Here is a 16197-nt window from a genome sequence, read left to right on the forward strand (position 1 = left end):
CGGGGGCGCGCGGCCGTACGCTCGGTCGGATGCACTGGGAATCCCTCTTCGACGACCTGGAAGGGCAGCTCGCCGCGGAATGGGAGGCGGAACGCGCCGCTCGCGACGCCGAGTCCGAGCGCCTCCGCATCGCCCGGCTCGATCTCCGCTCGCGTCTGCGGCACCTGTGCGCGGCGCAGGCCGAGGCGATCCTCCACCTCGCCGACGGCGCCAGGGTGCCCGTGGGGCTGCGGTCGCTGGGGGTGGACTGGGTGGCCGCGCTCCCCCGGGTGCCGCAGGGCGCACGGCTGCAGAGCGCCGTCCTGCTGGTCCCGGTGGCGGCGGTGCGCGGGCTCACGGTCGACCACGGGGCGATGCTGGCGAGCCTCGCCGCGGAGAGCCCCGGCGCGCCGACGCTGCGCGAGCGGATGACGTTGGGCTTCGTGCTCCGCGACCTCGCCCGGCGTCGCCTCCCCGTGCAGCTCCGACTGCTGGTCGGGGACGACCTGCACGGCACCATCGACCGTGCCGCCGTCGATCACCTGGATCTCGCCGAGCACGACAGCGGCGCTGCCCGCCGCGCGGATGCGGTGCACGGCTTCCGGATGGTGCCGTACGCCGCGCTCTCCGCGGTGCGCGTCCTCGGCACCGCGTCGATCTGAACGCTCACGCGAAGGGCGTGACCGAACGACCCCAGAGCTCCGGGAAGCTGGCCGCCTGCGACTGCCGCCACAGCGCCATGCGCCGCGCCTCCTCCGTCTGCGCGGCGAGATACTCCTCGATGCTCGGCTCCTCGATGCGCCACCGGGCGGGTGCCCCGAGCGGGGCGCCGCGCAGATGCCCGGCGTGCACGAGGGCGATCACCTCGTCGATGTCGATGCTCAGCAGCTCGGCGACCTGGGCGGGCGCGAGGAAACGGGGGGACTGCGGGTGCGGGGGTGTCATGCCCTCATTCTGGGCGGCCGTCCGGCACGGTGTCGGGGATCGGCGGGACCTTGTGGATAACTCGGTCGCCCCGGACGGCGTTTCTGTGACGATGTCGCCATGGCCCCGCTCTTCCGCTCCCCTCGTCGCCGCCTCCGGGGTGACCTCCGCTTCGCGGTCGGCATCGTCCTCGTGCTCGCCTCGGTCGCCGGCGTCTGGTCCATCGTCACCGCTGCGGACCAGGCGAGTCCCGTGCTCCAGGCCCGGCGCACGATCGTCCGCGGCGAGGTCCTCCGTGCCTCCGACTTCCAGACCGTCGACGTGGCGCTCGGGGCGGTCTCCGACGACTACCTCCGGCCGGAGCAGCTCGCCGCGGGGCGGATCGCGGCCCGCACCCTGACGAAGGGCGAGCTCCTGCCGCGGACGGCGACGGCCGGAGCGGAGAGCAGCCGCACGACCACGGTCGTCGTCGAGAGCAGCGTCGCTCTGCCGGAGGATGTGGCGACCGGCACGGAGGTCGAGGTCTGGCAGGCGCCGCTGCGCGACGACGGCCGCTCCTACGATGAGCCGCGCCTCCTCGTCGGGGACGTCGCCGTCCGCACCGTCCTCGAACCGGACGGGCTCCTCGCCGACGGGGCGGCGGAGGTCGAGATCGTGATCGACCGCAGCGACGTCGCCGCCGTGCTGGGCGCGGTCACCGGCGGGGCGGCGCTCTCCGTGATCCCCGTCGGGTCCGGATCATGAGCGTCGTCCTCCTGGCCGTGGCCGCGCCCCGCGTGGATGCGCTCGTGGCGGAGCTGGAGTGGGAGGGCATCACGGGGATAGCCTTGCCGTCCGCCGCGCCCGCGGCCCTCATCGCGCGCCTGCAGCCGGACGTGGAGGCGGTGGTGGTATCCGCGACCAGGGAGACGCTGACGGCCGAGCTGCGGGCGGCCTGCGACCGCGCAGGCGTCCGCATCCTCACGCTCGGCGACCCGGAGAGCCGAGCGGTGGCCCGGCTCGGGCTCGCCCCACCACTGCGCACCGATGCGGCGGGCTGGGAGATCGCCGCGGCGCTGTCCGCGGATGCGCTCGACGCCCCGCGGCTGCCGGTCTCCCGGTCGCGCATCATGACGGTCTGGGGCCCGCACGGGGCGCCCGGACGGTCGACGGTCGCGATCCAGCTCGCCGTCGAGCTCGCCCGTCGCGGTCGGCGGACTGTCCTGGCCGATGCGGACACCGTGGCTCCCTCGCTCGCCCTGCTCCTGGGCATGGACGACGACGCCCCGGGGCTCGCCGGAGCCTGCCGCCGCGCGGGGACCGGGGCGCTGGATCCCGCGGAGCTCTCCCGGCTCTCGGTCCGGCTGCTCGCCGGCGGCACCGAGGTCGACGTGCTCGCCGGGCTCAACCGTCCGAGCCGCTGGCCGGAGCTGTCGGATGCGCGGCTGCGGGCGGCCCTCGAGGCCTGCCGCACCTGGCGGGACGAGACGATCGTCGACGTCTCCGCGGCGATCGACGCCGACGACGAAGCCACCCATGATGTCGTCGGCCCCCGTCGGCACGCCGCGACCACCGCGGCACTGGGCGCAGCGGACCGGGTCGTGGCGGTGGCTCCCGCCGACCCGGTGGGGATCAGCCGTTTCCTCCGCGACCACGCCGAGGTCCGCCGCCTCGTGGGGCGGACGCCGATGACGGTGGTCGTCAATCAGGTGCGACCGGGACCCCTCGGCCTCGACGCCCGGAGTCAGATCCGTCGCACGCTGGAGAGGTTCGCCGGCCTCACCGACATCGCCTTCCTGCCCTACGACCGTCGTGCCGTCGATGCGGCGCTGCTCCACGCCCGGCCGATCTCCGACGTCGCCCCGCGCTCGACGATGGTCGCCGCCGTGCGCCGGCTGGCGGCCGACCTCGATGCGTCCGTGCCCGCGGAGGCTACTGCCGGTAGCTCGACAGGAAGTTCCCGAGTCGCTCGACGGCTTCGCTCAGCACTCGCGGCTCTGGCAGGGTCACGAGGCGCAGGTGATCCGGCGTCGGCCAGTTGAAGCCCGTCCCCTGCACGAGCAGGATGTGCTCGGATACCAGCAGGTCGTAGACGAGCTTGGCGTCGTCGCGGATCTCGTGCACGTTCGGGTCCAGTCGCGGGAAGGCGTAGAGCGCACCCTGGGGCTTCACGCAGGACACGCCGGGGATGGCCTCCAGCCCCTCCCAGGCGATGTCGCGCTGCTCGTGGAGCCGCCCGGCCGGGGCGATCAGGGCGTCGATCGACTGCACCCCGGACAGCGCCGCCTGGACGGCGTGCTGCGCCGGGACGTTCGGGCAGAGCCGGGTCGAGGCCAGCAGCGTGATGCCCTCGATGAAGCCCTTGGCGTGGTCCTGCGGTCCCGTGACGACCATCCAGCCGGACCGGTAGCCGGCCACGCGGTACGTCTTGGAGAGCCCGTTGAACGTGAGGCAGAGCAGGTCGGGGGCCAGGGTCGCCGTCGGGATGTGCACGGCGTCGTCGAACAGGATGCGGTCGTAGATCTCGTCGGAGAGGATGAGCAGCTGGTGCTCGCGCGCGATCTGCACGAGGCCCTCCAGCACCTGCCGGGAGTAGACCACGCCGGTGGGGTTGTTCGGGTTGATGATCACGAGCGCCTTGGTCCGCGGCGTGATCTTGGACCGGATGTCCTCGAGGTCGGGCTGCCAGCCCTGCTCCTCGTCGCAGAGGTAGTGCACGGGCGTGCCGCCCGCGAGGCTCGTCATGGCCGTCCAGAGCGGGTAGTCGGGAGCGGGGATGAGGACCTCGTCCCCCTCGTCCAGCAGCGCCTGCATGGTCATGGTGATCAGCTCGGAGACGCCGTTGCCGAGGTACACGTCGTCGGGATCGAAACGGGGGAACCCGTCGATCTCCTCGTACCGGCTCACGACGGCACGCCGGGCGGAGATGATGCCCTTGCTGTCGCTGTAGCCGTGGGCCGTGGGGAGCGCCGCGAGCATGTCGTGCACGATCTGGTGCGGGGCGTCGAAGCCGAAGATCGCGGGGTTGCCGGTGTTGAGCTTGAGGATCCGGTGGCCCTCTGCTTCCAATCGCGCCGCCTCGACGAGGGCGTTTCCGCGGATCTCGTACAGGACGTTCTTGAGCTTCGACGACTGGTCGAAGGTGCGCGATGGTGTCATCGATCAAGCCTACAGGGACGACAGGAGGGCCAATCCGCACGGACTGGCCCTCCTCGTCACCCGAAGGCTACTTCTTCTTCTTGCTCTGCGCGCGCCGCTGCTCGCGGTTGCCCGCCGCCGGGGCGGCCGGCTCCGTGCGCTGGCCGAAGGCGCCGCGCGGGGCCTCCTCCGGCTCGGCCTGCTGCGGAGCCTGCGCCCGGGCCGCGGCCTGGCGCATCCGGTCGGTCGCGGCCTGCTGGACCTGCCCGCGGTCGTTGCGGACCTCGACCTCGCCGGCGTCGTTCGCCGCCGAGTACTCCAGGCGCTGCTCTCCACCGTCGGTGGCGAGCCCCTTGGCCTCGACCTCCGCCGTCTCGGCGTCGCCGGCGCGACGGACCTCGACCTCGAGGTTGTAGAGGTAGCCGACCGACTCCTCCTTGATCTGGCCCATCATCGACTGGAACATCGCGTAACCCTCGCGCTGGTACTCGATGAGCGGATCGCGCTGCGCCATCGCCCGGAGGCCGATGCCGTCCTTGAGGTAGTCCATCTCGTACAGGTGGTCGCGCCAGCGGCGGTCGAGCACCTGCAGGACGACGCGACGCTCGAGCTCCCGGGTCGCGGCCTCGCCCAGCGACTCCTCGCGCTTCTCGTAGGCGATCTTCGCGTCCGACAGCAGCTCACGCGTCAGGCCCTCGGCGGTGATGCCGCCCTTGCGTCCTGCGGCCTCCGACACGACCTCGTCGATCGTGACGCTCACCGGGTACAGCGTCTTCAGCTCGGTCCAGAGGGCGTCGAAGTCCCAGCTCTCGTTGTGGCCCTCGCCGGTGTGGTCCTTCACGACGCCGCTGATCGCGTCCTCGATGAAGTGCTGCACCCGATCGGCGATGTCGTCGCCCTGGAGGATGTGGCGGCGGTCGGCGTAGATCGCCTCGCGCTGACGGTTGAGGACGTCGTCGTACTTGAGGACGTTCTTGCGCATCTCGGCGTTGCGGGCCTCGACCTGCGACTGGGCGCTGCGGATCGCCCGGGACACGAGACCCGACTCGATCGGCACGTCGTCGGGGAAGTTCGTGCGGGCGAGGATCGCCTCGGCGGCGCCGGACTGGAACAGCCGCATGAGGTCGTCGGTGAGGCTCAGGTAGAAGCGGCTCTCGCCGGGGTCGCCCTGACGACCGGACCGACCGCGCAGCTGGTTGTCGATGCGGCGCGACTCGTGGCGCTCGGTGCCGAGCACGTAGAGGCCACCGGCCTCGATGACCTTCTCGGCCTCCTCCTCGACCACCTTCTTCATGGTCTCGTAGGTCTCGTCCCACGCGACCTCGTACTCCTCCGGCGTCTCCACCGGGTCGAGTCCCTTCGCCTTCAGCTCCTGCACCGCGAGGAACTCGGCGTTTCCGCCGAGCATGATGTCGGTGCCTCGGCCGGCCATGTTCGTGGCGACCGTCACGGCGCCGAGGCGGCCGGCGCGGGCGACGATCTCCGCCTCACGGGCGTGGTTCTTCGCGTTCAGGACCTCGTGCTTGACGCCCTTCTTGGCGAGCAGGCGCGAGAGGTACTCGCTCTTCTCGACGCTGGTGGTGCCGACCAGCACCGGCTGCCCGCTGGCGTGGCGCTCGGCGATGTCCTCGACGACCTGCGCGAACTTCGCCGCCTCGTTCTTGTACACCAGGTCCGGCTGGTCCTTGCGGATCATCGGCTTGTTGGTGGGGATCGGGATGACGCCGAGCTTGTACGTCGACATGAACTCGGCGGCCTCGGTCTCGGCCGTACCGGTCATGCCGGCGAGCTTGTCGTAGAGGCGGAAGTAGTTCTGCAGCGTGACGGTGGCGAGGGTCTGGTTCTCGGCCTTGACCGGCACCCCCTCCTTCGCCTCGATCGCCTGGTGGATGCCCTCGTTGTAGCGGCGTCCGACGAGGATGCGTCCGGTGTGCTCGTCGACGATCATGACCTCGTCGTTCATGACGACGTAGTCGGTGTCCTTCTTGAACAGCGCGAGCGCCTTGATCGAGTTGTTCAGGAACGAGATGAGCGGCGTGTTGGCGGACTCGTAGAGGTTGTCGATGCCGAGGTAGTCCTCGACCTTCTCGATGCCCGGCTCCAGGACGCCGACGGTGCGCTTCTTCTCGTCAACCTCGTAGTCCTCGCCGGCGACGAGCGTGCGCGCGATCTTGGCGAACTCCGCGAACCAGCGGTTCGCCTCGCCCGAGGACGGTCCGGAGATGATGAGCGGCGTGCGCGCCTCGTCGATGAGGATGGAGTCCACCTCGTCGACGATCGCGAAGAAGTGCTCGCGCTGGACGAGGTCCTCCTTGCGCCAGGCCATGTTGTCGCGGAGGTAGTCGAAGCCGAACTCGTTGTTCGTGCCGTAGGTGATGTCGGCCGCGTACTGCTCCCGGCGCACGGCGGGTGTCTGGCCGGAGACGATGATGCCCGTCGTCATGCCGAGGGCGCGGTAGACGCGGCCCATGAGCTCCGCCTGGTAGCTCGCGAGGAAGTCGTTCACGGTGATGACGTGCACGCCCTTGCCCGCGATGGCGTTCAGATAGGCGGGGAAGGTGGCGACGAGGGTCTTGCCCTCACCGGTCTTCATCTCGGCGATGTTCCCGAGGTGGAGGGCGGCGCCACCCATGATCTGCACGTCGTAGGCGCGCATGCCGAGCGTGCGCTTGGCGGCCTCGCGCACCGCGGCGAAGGCCTCGGGCATGAGCTGGTCGAGCGTCTCACCCTTCTCGTAGCGGGCGCGCAGCTCGGCGGTCTCGTTGCGCAGCTCGTCGTCCGTGAGCTGGGAGATGTCCTCCTCGAGGGCGTTCACCGCCTTCACCACCTGGTTCAGACGGCGGATGATCCGCCCCTCACCTGCGCGCAGCAGCTTCTCAAGAGGATTCGCCACGGATGTCATCTCCCTGTCATTGGGTCATTCGCCGGCCGCCGTGAGGCGAGCGCCAGGCATACTTTGCCATGTTACCGGCCTGTGACCTCCACGTCGCCTGCATGGGTCCGCCGCGCCGCGTCCGAGAAATTGCCGGGTATGCATATACTCGGCACTGCTTTCCATCCGCCATCCTCGGGAGACCGGTCATGTCCGTACGCCAGAGCCTGCTCGCCATCCTCGACCAGGGCCCCTGCTACGGCTACCAGCTCCGCCACGAATTCGACCGCCGGACCGGATCGACCTGGCCGCTCAACGTCGGCCAGATCTACAACACCCTGGAGCGGCTCGAGCGGGACGGACTGGTCCAGCGCGGGGAGGCCGACGACCACGGTCACGTGTACTGGCGCATCACGCCCGCGGGCTCGGCCGAGGCGGCACGCTGGCTCACCACCCCCGTGCTCCGCGCTCCCGCGACGCGCGAGGAGCTCGCCGTGAAGCTCGCCGTCGCGGCCACGCTGCCCGGAGTCGATGCCGCCGCCATCCTCCGCAGCCAGCGGGACGCCTCGCGGCAGCGGCTCGAGGACCTGCGGCGCACGCCCTCCCCCGGCCTCGCCGCCGGCAGCCCCGAGGATCTCGCGTGGTCCCTCGTCCTCGACTCGCTCGTCTGCGCCGCGGAGGCCGAACTCCGGTGGCTCGACCAGGCGGAGGCCCGACTCGCGCAACACCCCCATCCCGAGATGGCCCTGGAGCTGACCACCGAACGCCCCAAGCGAGGACGCCCCGCGAAGGCGACGCCCTCCCCCGTCGCCGGCGGCGACCCCGTCGCCCTCCCCGCCTGACGCACCAGCCGACGATGCCCGCCGTTCGCCTGGAGCGGATGCTCAGCCCGCGCACGCGCCCGGGAAACTAGGATCGGCACATGGCTGGATTTTGGGGCAGACGCAAACGCGAACAGGAAGAACTCGCCGCACAGGACGCGGACCTCGCCCGGCGTGCGGAACAGGCACTCGTCGCCGCCGACGAGCGCATCCGCACCACCTCCGACGAGCTCGTCTTCGCGGAGGCCGAGCTCGGCGAGTCCCTGACCGCCGACCTCAAGGCCGCGCTGCTGTCGGTGCGCACGCACCTGCGGGAGGCCTTCCAGCTCCACCAGCTCAACCACGACGAGATCCCGGACACCGACGAGGAGCTGCGCACGCGGAACGCGCGCATCCTGCAGCTCTGCGACTGGGCCCAGGACCTCCTGGACGAGAAGACCACCGTGCTCGCGGAGTCCGTCGCGAAGGTGCGGCGCGCGCCCGAGATCATCGCCCAGGTCCGCGCGGACGCCGAGGCGCTGAGCGCCCGCATCCCGCAGACGGACGAGACGGTGTCCCGGCTGTCCGCCCGCTACTCCGACTCCGCCATGCATCAGATCACCGCCAGCGCGGCCGAGGCGGAGCAGCTGATCCGTTTCGCGACCCACAGCGCCGACATCTCGGAGCGTCGCCGCGCGGCGAAGCAGAACGAGGAGGCGAACCTCGCGCTGGAGACGGCCACCGAGGCGACGCGTCGCGCCGCTGCCCTGCTCGACGCGGTGGAGGACTTCGAGATCGAGGCCCTGCGCGCCGAGTCGACCCTGGCCGAGGTCATCGCCGACTCCCGTAACGACCTCATCGCCGCCCGGACCGCTCCCTCCACGCCCGCCGTGGCGGAGGCCGTCGCCCGGCTGCAGGCGGCCCTGGCCTCCCTCACCCCCTCGGGCCAGCCCAACGATCCGTTCGCCGAGCTCTCGCGTCTGCGCGAAGCCAACGCCGGCCTCGACGACGCGATCGCCACGGCCCGGCATCGCGCCGAGAATCCGCTGCCGAGCATCGCGCAGGTCCAGCACGCGATCGACGACGCCGACCGCCAGCTGGGCGTGGCCCGCGGGCTCATCGCCGGGCATCGCGGATGGATCGGCGCCGATGCGCGCACCCGTCTCGCCGAGGCGGAACGACTCCGCGTCGATCTCCCGGCCCTGCTTCCTGCCGAAGAGACCCGCGAGGCGGCGCTCGCCCAGGCCCGCCGGGTCGCGCACCTCGCCGCGGAAGCCCTCCAGCTCGCGCAGCGCGACATCGACTCGTCCCGCCCGCAGGATCAGGACTGGGGCGGCGGCTGGGGCGGCGGTCCTCGTCGCGGCGGCGGGATGGGCGGCGGCGACCTCGCCTCCGGCATCCTCGGCGGGCTCGTCATCGGCAGCATCCTCGACGGCATCTTCGACTGACGCCGTCCGGTCTTCGCACGAGAACGGCCCGACCCCCGCGGGGGTCGGGCCGTTCTCGGTCGGATCAGGAGGCGAGCGCCTCGGCGGGCGGAGCCTGCGTGCTCAGGGCGATGACACCGTAGTCCCAGCCCTTGCGGCGGTAGACCACGCTCGGGTGGTCGGTGCGCGCATCGACGAAGAGGAAGAAGTCGTGCCCGACGAGCTCCATCCGGTCGACGGCCTCCTCCACCGTCATCCACTCCGCCTCGAAGCTCTTCGTGCGGATGACGACGGGCGAGTAGTCCTCCTCCTCCTCGCTCTGCACCGGGATGCTGCCGGTCGCGACGGCGTGCAGCACCTCGGCGGAGGCCGGCTGCACGTCGATGCCCTCGAGCGAACCGCTGCCCTTCTCGAAGTGCGGCCCGCGCGGATGCTGTCGACCGTCGACGCGCTTCTCCTTCGCGCGGCGCAGCTGCTCCGTCATCTTGTCGATCGCGAGGTCGAGAGCCACGAACTTGTCGCCGTCGACGGCCTCGGCACGGACCACGGGGCCCTTGCCGACCAGCGTCAGCTCGACCGTCTCGTCCGGGATGCGCCCGTTGCGGTAGACCCGGTGCGTGACCTTCACGTCCAGACGTTGCGCCTTGGCGGCGAGTGTCTGGATCTTGGCGATCTTCTCTTCGACGACGGTGCGGAAGCGATCGGTGATGCCCACTCCGACGCCCACGATGCTCGTTTCCATTGCTGCCTCCTTGTCCCGGTCCACCCGGCCAAGGGCGGACCGTGGTCGCCTTGTGACACCCCACCGTAGTCCGACGCGCGGCGGATGTCACGGCCCTCGACCCTGTGTCTCCGGTGAGTCTTCGATGAACCTCATCCGGATTCCGGCGACTTCGGCGTGGCGGCGAGCGCGACGGCCCCGACGACCACGAACCCGGCGGCGACGAGCGCCCGGACCGCCTCGTCGAGCGTGGCTCCCGTCGTGACCACGTCGTCCACGACCACCGCCGGGGCCCCGGATCCCCGGCGCCGCGAGATCATCGCTCCGCGGACGTTCGCGGCGCGGTCCGGGGCAGCCAGCTCGCGCTGGTCGCGCACCCGGCGCGTGTGGGTCAGGACGCGCTGCGGATCGGCTCCGGCGCGCCGGACGAGGAGCTCCGGAACGCGGGTGCCCCGACGACGGAACGCGGCGCGCGAGGTCGGCACCGGGATCACCCAGGCCCCGGGGACGAGGACGGGCGTCAGCACAGCGGCGAGCGCGGCGCCGAGCGGCCGGGCCAGGAGCGTCTCGCCCTCCCCCTTCATCCGCCGGATGCACGACGCTGCGGGACCCTCCAGAGCGAGCGCGGCTCGGACCGGCAGGCCCGCCGGCGTGCGCACCTCGCGCGGCGACGGATCGAGCGCGTTCCGGCAGTCGTCGCAGAGCAGCGTCCCCGGACGCTCGCACCCGGCGCACCGCGCGGCGAGCAGCAGGGCGCCGATCTCGGCGAGGAGCGCGTGCGTCCGTGTCGTGATCCCCATGCGGGCATCCTGTCGCCCGGAGCCGCCGCGCGGACCACGAAGGGGACGAGGTGGGGGCGGACGGACGTCACCCGCCGCTGTGCAGGAGTGGTCACTCCCCGGCGCGGGTGGCGAGGATCGCGACGCCCTCCGCGACCTCGCGCCACGCCGAGCCGGCGTGAGCGAACAGCTGACCATCGGCATCGAGGATGCGCACGCCCGCGGGAGTGCGGGCGCCGGCGACCGACGCGGCGTCGCTGGGTGCGGTCTCCGCCGACCCCGGACCGCCGACCGGCTGCACCAGGAGCCGCGGGGTGGACGAATCGGTCAGGACGGCCAGGCGATCCGGACCCAGCCAGGCGAGTCCCGTCGACGCCTCGGTGAGCTGGAGCAGCGGGCGCATCTCGCCGAGGTCCGTCGGCACACCGGACCCGTCCCGCACCACCGACGCGACCGCGAGCCAGCGCTGGCCGCCGACCACGATCACCGCCGCCACGCGGGCGCCGTCCGCCGCCACCCGCAGGTCGGAGATGGAGGAGGCGCTCGGCCAGGCACCGGCGACCTTGTGGGCGACCACGTCCGGACCGACGGCCTGCACGGCCTGCGGCGCGCCGGCGGGGACCGACCACACGTAGCCGTAGGGGTCGAGGGACGGCTGCACCAGACCAGGACGAGCATCCAGCTCGTCGCGCGAGCTCTTGCCCACGAGGTACACATGGCCGTCGTCGAGCTGGAGCGCGGCACTCGCATCGTCCGCGGCGACGTCGATCGCCTCGATCGGCTGCGACACGGACTGGATCTGCGGGCTGATCGCGGGGATCGACGCGATCTCGTCGCCGACGATGCGCCCGAACACGCCGTCCTTCAGCACCAGCGTCCCCGGTTCCGGCGTGGAGTCGGCGAGCTCGACGACCCCCGCGTCGAGAGCCCTCCCGTCGACGCTGAAGCGCACCTGGGTGACGTTCACGCCGGCGGCCCTCAACGTGGCCTGCAGCTGGGTGCGCATGCGCGCCAGGGTCGTCCGGTCGAGACCAGCCGCGGGACGCGTCAGCGACACCTCGGCGACCTGCGCCGTGATCAGCACCGCATCCTGCGCCAGCTGCACGTCGGCGGGGAAGGCCGTCTGGACCGCCGGATCGAGCCACTCCGCCGGGGTTCCGGCGACGAGCGCCTGGGTCACCGTGGTCGCCGGGCTCTGACGGCGGGGGAACCACCGTATGTCGGGGACCAGCCGCGACCAGCCTGCATCGAACCACTGCAGCGAGTACCCCTCGAAGACGTTGGGGAACCGCGCCTCGTCGATCACGACGCCGTCCGGCGCCTGGGTGATGCGCCACTCGCCGTCCTCGCCCCGGGCCAGGGCGAACGGGATGCTCGAATCGCCGGGGGCACCGCTGTACGCCCCGGAGTCGTCCACGCTCGCGACCAGCTCGAGCAGTACCTGCACCTCGGCCTCGTCGGCGTCCTCGACCTGGTCATCGGCGACGTTCGAGGTCAGGGTCCGCGCCTCCGCTCCGGCGTCGATGGAGACGCCCGCCGACGGGCGCCAGCTCCGCTGCAGCGACGGCGCCAGGAACTCGCGCGCCGTGGCCCAGTTGTCCGAGGTCGTGATGCCCGCCTCGAGGAAGCCCTCCACGATCTCCTCCGGCCCCGCACCCGCGATCGGTCCGGAGGCGACGGGGAGGACGTCGACGTCATCCGGCGACTCCCCGAGCTCGAGGCCGACCGCCACGTCTCCGCTCGTCGGCAGCCCCGCGCAGGCCGGCAGCAGCAGGGCCACGACCGCCACGGCAGCGGCGCGGAGGAGGCGACGTGACGCGCGCGTGCTCATGACTGGTCCTTCCCGTCGAGGAGATCAGAGTACGTCTCGGCGATGGAGATCGGCTGCGTGGCATCACCGAGCTCGGCGAGGGGCTCCTGCGGCTCCACCGGGATCGGACTGGGTCCGTCGAGCACCCGGTCGTGGCGGGGGACGGTGAGGACGAAGTGGGAGCCGACGCCGAGCTCGGACCAGACCGCCAGGGTCCCGCCGTGGAGGGTGGCGTCGCCGAGGGCGATCGACAGCCCGAGCCCGGTGCCGCCGATGGTGCGCTGTCGCGACGGGTCCGCGCGCCAGAATCTGTCGAACACCCGCTCCGCGTCTCCGGGGTCCATGCCCAGCCCGAAGTCGCGGACGCCGGCCGCCACCGCGTGCTGGTTGCTGTCCACCGTGACGACGACCGGGCGTCCCTCGCCGTGCTCGATCGCGTTGCCGATGAGGTTGCGCAGCACCCGCCGCACGCGGCGCGGGTCCATGTCGACCGGCGAGTAGCCGCCGGGTGCCACGAGACGGATCTCCGTGCCGTGCCCTTCCGCGAGCGGCCGCATCTGCTCGATCACGTCCTCCGCGAGCTGCGCGAGACTCGTGGCCTCCAGCTCGAGCTGCACGGACCCCGCGTCGTAGCGACTGATCTCCAGCAGGTCGGCCAGCAGCGTGTCGAACCGCTGCACCTGCGCGTGCAGGAGCTCGGCTGTGCGTGCGGTCGTGGGATCGAACTCGTCACGCTGGTCGTTGAGCATGTCGGCGGCGAGGCGGATCGTCGTCAGCGGGGTCCTGAGCTCGTGCGAGACGTCGGACACGAAGCGCTGCTGCACCATGGACAGCTCGCCGAGCTCCTTGATCTGCGCCTCGATGCTGTCGGCCATCGCATTGAAGGAGCGGCCGAGGGTCGCGAGCTCGTCCTCGCCGTGCACCTCCAGCCGCACGCCGAGATCGCCCGCCGCGAGCCGCGCGCTCGTCTCCGCCGCCTGGACGATCGGGGTCGACACGGTCCGCAGCACGATCCAGGAGATGGCCGCGACGATGGCCACCAGCCCGATCCCGGCGATCCACAGGGTGCGTTGGACGAAGACGAGGGTCTGGTCGGCGTCGGCGAGGTCGTAGGCGAAGTAGATCTCGAAGGATCCGGCCTGCGGCACCTGAAGCTGCTGCCCCACGACGATGCCCGGCACAACGCCGCCGTCCTCGGTGGGCAGGGCGACGGACTGCCAGGCCTGCCGGTCGTCGAACTCGCGGACGCGGGCCTGCAGTTCGGGGCTCAGCAGATCCAGCGTCAGCCCGGCGGTGAAGCCGTTGAGCCGGACCGTCCCTGAACCGTCCTGGATCTTGAAGCCGGCGAGCTGGTCGGCACTCGACGTACGGGAGAGGGTGTCGGGGATGCCGTTCCACAGATCGGTCAGAGCGGCGGGATCGTCGCCCACCTCCGCCACGTCCAGGAGCGACTGCGCCTGGTCCACCGCCCGGCGGGCATCCTCCAGCGCGACGTTCTTCCGCGACACGAAGAGGTCGTTCTGGATGACGAGCGCCATCGTGACGCACGTGATGAAGATCGCCAGCGACGTGGCGACCAGGGTGATCGCGAGGGTGCGGAACCGGAGCGACCGTCGCCACAGCGCCGCCAGCACGTCCGGCCAGCCGCGCCAGTCGCGGAGGACGGCGACGGCCGTGGTCGCTGTCGTCGCGGCCATGGGGTCTCTAGGTGACGCTGCCGGCGCGGTAGCCCACGCCGCGGACCGTCATGACGATCTTGGGGTTGTCCGGGTCGAGCTCGACCTTCGCCCGCAGGCGCTGCACGTGCACGTTCACGAGCCGGGTGTCGGCCTTGTAGTGGTAGCCCCAGACCTGCTCGAGGAGCATCTCGCGGGAGAACACCTGCTGCGGCTTGGAGGCGAGGGCCACGAGGAGCTGGAACTCCAGCGGCGTGAGGGCGATCGGCGTCGTCCCGCGGCGCACCTCGTGGGCGTCCACGTCGACGGTGAGGTCGCCGATCCGCAGCTGCTCGCTGGAGGCCTGCGGTGTCGGCCGCAGCCGGGTGCGGATGCGGGCCACGAGCTCCTTGGGATTGAACGGCTTGACCATGTAGTCGTCGGCGCCGACCTCGAGACCGCGCACCACGTCGGCCGTGTCGCTGCGTGCCGTCAGCATGATGATCGGCACCCCCGACTCGGCGCGGATCCGCGTGCAGATCTCGATGCCGTCCATACCGGGGAGCATCAGGTCGAGGAGCACCAGGTCGGGACGCTGCGCGCGCCACTCGTCGACGGCGCGCGCGCCGTCCGCGCAGAACACCGGCTCGAATCCCTCCGTGCGCAGCACGATGCCGATCATCTCGGCGAGCGCGGTGTCGTCGTCGACCACAAGGATGCGTGAGGTCATAACTGTTACCTTATGGCACCGAGTCCCGCCCTCCGCAGGTCTGCGCCTCAGCGCGAGGATATGACACGATGGGAGCGCACGACGGAGGGAGGCCCGTGAGCGGCCAGACGTGGACCCCAGCTCCCCGGAAGGGCATCATCCCCCTTCACCCGCTGACCTTCGGCATGCTGCTGGGCAAGGCCTTCGCGGCGCTGCGGCACAACCCCAAGGTCCTGTTCGGGTTCGCCGTCGTCATCCAGCTCATCGTGGTCATCGCCACGGCCGGGGTGATGGGCGTCGTCCTGTTCACGACGTTCTCCCGGTTGGAGACGGTCTCCCCCTCCTCCCCCGACTTCGAGGCCGTGTTCGCCGGCACGATCGCCATCAACCTCCTCGCCGGGCTCCTCGTCGGGCTCGCGTCCATCGCGTTCACCGCGATCATGCAGGGCGTCGTGGCCGCCGAGGTCGGCTACGCCACGGTCGGCGTCAAGGCCACGCTGCGCATGCTGTGGCGCCGGATGGCCCCGGCGTTCTGGCGGCTCGCGGGATTCGCCTCCCTCTCGGTGCTCGCCCTCTTCGGCGGCCTCGCCATCGTCGCGGGCGTCATCGGCGCGCTCATCGCCGGCGGCCTCGGCGGCACCCCGGAGATGATCGGCATCGTCGTGCTCGTCGTGGTCCTCCTGGGCCTGGCTGCGATCCCGCTCACGGTGTGGCTGTCGACCAAGCTGCTGCTCGTCCCGTCGATCCTCGTGCTGGAGCGCGCCCGGTTCCGCGAGGCGTTCGTGCGGTCCTGGCGCCTGACCCGCGGCCGCTTCTGGGTCGCATTCGGCGTGACCTTCCTCATCAGCCTGATCATGGGCCTGGCGATGCAGGTGGTCAGCTTCCCGACCGCCATGCTCTCCTCGTTCCTCGGCACCGTCATCGCGCCCACCGGCGCCAGTGAGCCGAGCGCGGTGGTCGGGTACGTCTTCGCCCTCCTCGCCCCGCAGGTTCTCCTGCTGATCCTGCAGGCGATCGCCATCGTCGTGCAGAGCACCGGCGGCGTGCTCGTCTACCTCGACTGCCGGATGCGCTATGAGGGTCTCGACCAGGCCCTCCTCTCCCATGTCGAGCGCCGCGACCTCGGCGTCCCCGAGGATCAGCTCGGCGATCCCTTCGCGGTCGATCCCTCGCGGGCCGTCACCAGCGCTCCCCCGCCGCGTCAGGTGCCGGAGCACGTCATGATGACGCAGGCGTACGGCGCCCCCGGGTACGGGGCCCCCGGATACGGCGCCCCCGGGTACGGCGCCCCCGGATACGGCGCCCCCGGATACGGGGCTCCCGGGTATCCGGCGCCGGGTGCCGGATCGATGAGATCGCGCTCGAGCAGGCTGCGGGCGATGGCCCGATAGCGCAGCACGACAG

At 71.5% G+C, this 16197-nt stretch carries 14 protein-coding genes; 6 read left to right on the top strand and 8 right to left on the bottom strand.

What is annotated here, in order from left to right; translation table 11 throughout:
• The first annotated feature begins 29 nt into the window (after positions 1-29).
• The gene (locus BV453_RS16460) at positions 30-641 is read left to right on the top strand and encodes a hypothetical protein (RefSeq protein WP_126894370.1); all 612 of its coding nucleotides are present in this window, start codon (positions 30-32) and stop codon (positions 639-641) included.
• Between the two features lie 4 nt (positions 642-645).
• Here the strand turns inward: BV453_RS16460 and BV453_RS16465 are convergent, their stop codons facing one another.
• The gene (locus BV453_RS16465; RefSeq protein WP_126894371.1) at positions 646-924 is read right to left on the bottom strand and encodes a helix-turn-helix domain-containing protein; all 279 of its coding nucleotides are present in this window, start codon (positions 922-924) and stop codon (positions 646-648) included.
• A gap of 99 nt (positions 925-1023) precedes the next feature.
• On the opposite strand from BV453_RS16465, the gene BV453_RS16470 reads away from it, so the two are divergent.
• A complete protein-coding gene (locus BV453_RS16470) occupies positions 1024-1647 on the top strand; it encodes an SAF domain-containing protein (RefSeq protein ID WP_126894372.1) in 624 nt (207 codons plus the stop codon).
• Positions 1644-2924: a P-loop NTPase gene (locus BV453_RS16475; RefSeq protein WP_249522074.1), complete on the top strand. Its 1281-nt coding sequence runs from the start codon at positions 1644-1646 to the stop codon at positions 2922-2924. Before BV453_RS16470 ends, BV453_RS16475 begins: the two co-directional genes overlap by 4 nt.
• On the opposite strand, the gene BV453_RS16480 is transcribed toward BV453_RS16475, so the two are convergent.
• Both BV453_RS16480 and secA read right to left on the bottom strand, forming a co-directional pair.
• Positions 2815-4041 (bottom strand): pyridoxal phosphate-dependent aminotransferase, encoded by a 1227-nt coding sequence (locus BV453_RS16480; RefSeq protein WP_249522075.1) that lies wholly within the window; start codon positions 4039-4041, stop codon positions 2815-2817. The two genes, BV453_RS16475 and BV453_RS16480, sit on opposite strands and share 110 nt — an antisense overlap.
• A gap of 67 nt (positions 4042-4108) precedes the next feature.
• Complete coding sequence (gene secA, locus BV453_RS16485) at positions 4109-6913, bottom strand: preprotein translocase subunit SecA (RefSeq protein ID WP_025103051.1); 2805 nt, start codon at positions 6911-6913, stop codon at positions 4109-4111.
• A 188-nt stretch (positions 6914-7101) separates the two neighbouring features.
• Between secA and BV453_RS16490 the strand changes: the two genes are divergently transcribed.
• A complete protein-coding gene (locus tag BV453_RS16490; protein WP_249522076.1) occupies positions 7102-7734 on the top strand; it encodes a PadR family transcriptional regulator in 633 nt (210 codons plus the stop codon).
• 80 nt (positions 7735-7814) lie between these two features.
• Positions 7815-9140, top strand: coding sequence for a hypothetical protein (locus BV453_RS16495; RefSeq protein WP_085607165.1), 1326 nt, complete (start codon positions 7815-7817; stop codon positions 9138-9140).
• Between the two features lie 64 nt (positions 9141-9204).
• Here BV453_RS16495 and hpf read toward each other — a convergent pair whose 3' ends face one another.
• The 5 genes from hpf to mtrA all read right to left on the bottom strand — a co-directional run bounded on the left by hpf (position 9205) and on the right by mtrA (position 14814).
• Positions 9205-9861 carry a ribosome hibernation-promoting factor, HPF/YfiA family gene (gene hpf / locus BV453_RS16500; RefSeq protein WP_025103048.1) on the bottom strand — a complete coding sequence of 219 codons (657 nt, stop codon included), beginning with the start codon at positions 9859-9861 and terminating at the stop codon, positions 9205-9207.
• 131 nt (positions 9862-9992) lie between these two features.
• On the bottom strand, positions 9993-10640 hold the full coding sequence (locus BV453_RS16505) for a ComF family protein (RefSeq protein WP_249522077.1): 648 nt from the start codon (positions 10638-10640) through the stop codon (positions 9993-9995).
• A gap of 91 nt (positions 10641-10731) precedes the next feature.
• Positions 10732-12450: an LpqB family beta-propeller domain-containing protein gene (locus BV453_RS16510; protein ID WP_249522078.1), complete on the bottom strand. Its 1719-nt coding sequence runs from the start codon at positions 12448-12450 to the stop codon at positions 10732-10734.
• Positions 12447-14126 carry an MtrAB system histidine kinase MtrB gene (mtrB, locus tag BV453_RS16515; RefSeq protein ID WP_249522079.1) on the bottom strand — a complete coding sequence of 560 codons (1680 nt, stop codon included), beginning with the start codon at positions 14124-14126 and terminating at the stop codon, positions 12447-12449. Before mtrB ends, BV453_RS16510 begins: the two co-directional genes overlap by 4 nt.
• Positions 14127-14133: 7 nt before the next feature.
• Positions 14134-14814, bottom strand: coding sequence for an MtrAB system response regulator MtrA (gene mtrA, locus BV453_RS16520; RefSeq protein ID WP_025103044.1), 681 nt, complete (start codon positions 14812-14814; stop codon positions 14134-14136).
• Positions 14815-14909: 95 nt separating this feature from the next.
• Between mtrA and BV453_RS16525 the strand changes: the two genes are divergently transcribed.
• Positions 14910-16184 (top strand): glycerophosphoryl diester phosphodiesterase membrane domain-containing protein, encoded by a 1275-nt coding sequence (locus BV453_RS16525; protein WP_249522080.1) that lies wholly within the window; start codon positions 14910-14912, stop codon positions 16182-16184.
• The last annotated feature ends 13 nt before the right edge of the window (positions 16185-16197 follow it).

The organism is Microbacterium sp. ER1, from assembly GCF_023383675.1.
In the GTDB taxonomy this organism is placed as follows: Bacteria; Actinomycetota; Actinomycetes; order Actinomycetales; family Microbacteriaceae; genus Microbacterium.

Excerpts from the sequence above, each read along its gene's own strand:
- BV453_RS16460 (WP_126894370.1), top strand. The coding sequence starts at position 30 with ATGCACTGGGAATCCCTCTTCGACGACCTGGAAGGGCAGCTCGCCGCG.
- BV453_RS16465 (WP_126894371.1), bottom strand. The coding sequence starts at position 924 with ATGACACCCCCGCACCCGCAGTCCCCCCGTTTCCTCGCGCCCGCCCAG.
- BV453_RS16470 (WP_126894372.1), top strand. The coding sequence starts at position 1,024 with ATGGCCCCGCTCTTCCGCTCCCCTCGTCGCCGCCTCCGGGGTGACCTC.
- BV453_RS16475 (WP_249522074.1), top strand. The coding sequence starts at position 1,644 with ATGAGCGTCGTCCTCCTGGCCGTGGCCGCGCCCCGCGTGGATGCGCTC.
- BV453_RS16480 (WP_249522075.1), bottom strand. The coding sequence starts at position 4,041 with ATGACACCATCGCGCACCTTCGACCAGTCGTCGAAGCTCAAGAACGTC.
- BV453_RS16490 (WP_249522076.1), top strand. The coding sequence starts at position 7,102 with ATGTCCGTACGCCAGAGCCTGCTCGCCATCCTCGACCAGGGCCCCTGC.
- BV453_RS16495 (WP_085607165.1), top strand. The coding sequence starts at position 7,815 with ATGGCTGGATTTTGGGGCAGACGCAAACGCGAACAGGAAGAACTCGCC.
- hpf (WP_025103048.1), bottom strand. The coding sequence starts at position 9,861 with ATGGAAACGAGCATCGTGGGCGTCGGAGTGGGCATCACCGATCGCTTC.
- BV453_RS16505 (WP_249522077.1), bottom strand. The coding sequence starts at position 10,640 with ATGGGGATCACGACACGGACGCACGCGCTCCTCGCCGAGATCGGCGCC.
- BV453_RS16510 (WP_249522078.1), bottom strand. The coding sequence starts at position 12,450 with ATGAGCACGCGCGCGTCACGTCGCCTCCTCCGCGCCGCTGCCGTGGCG.
- mtrB (WP_249522079.1), bottom strand. The coding sequence starts at position 14,126 with ATGGCCGCGACGACAGCGACCACGGCCGTCGCCGTCCTCCGCGACTGG.
- mtrA (WP_025103044.1), bottom strand. The coding sequence starts at position 14,814 with ATGACCTCACGCATCCTTGTGGTCGACGACGACACCGCGCTCGCCGAG.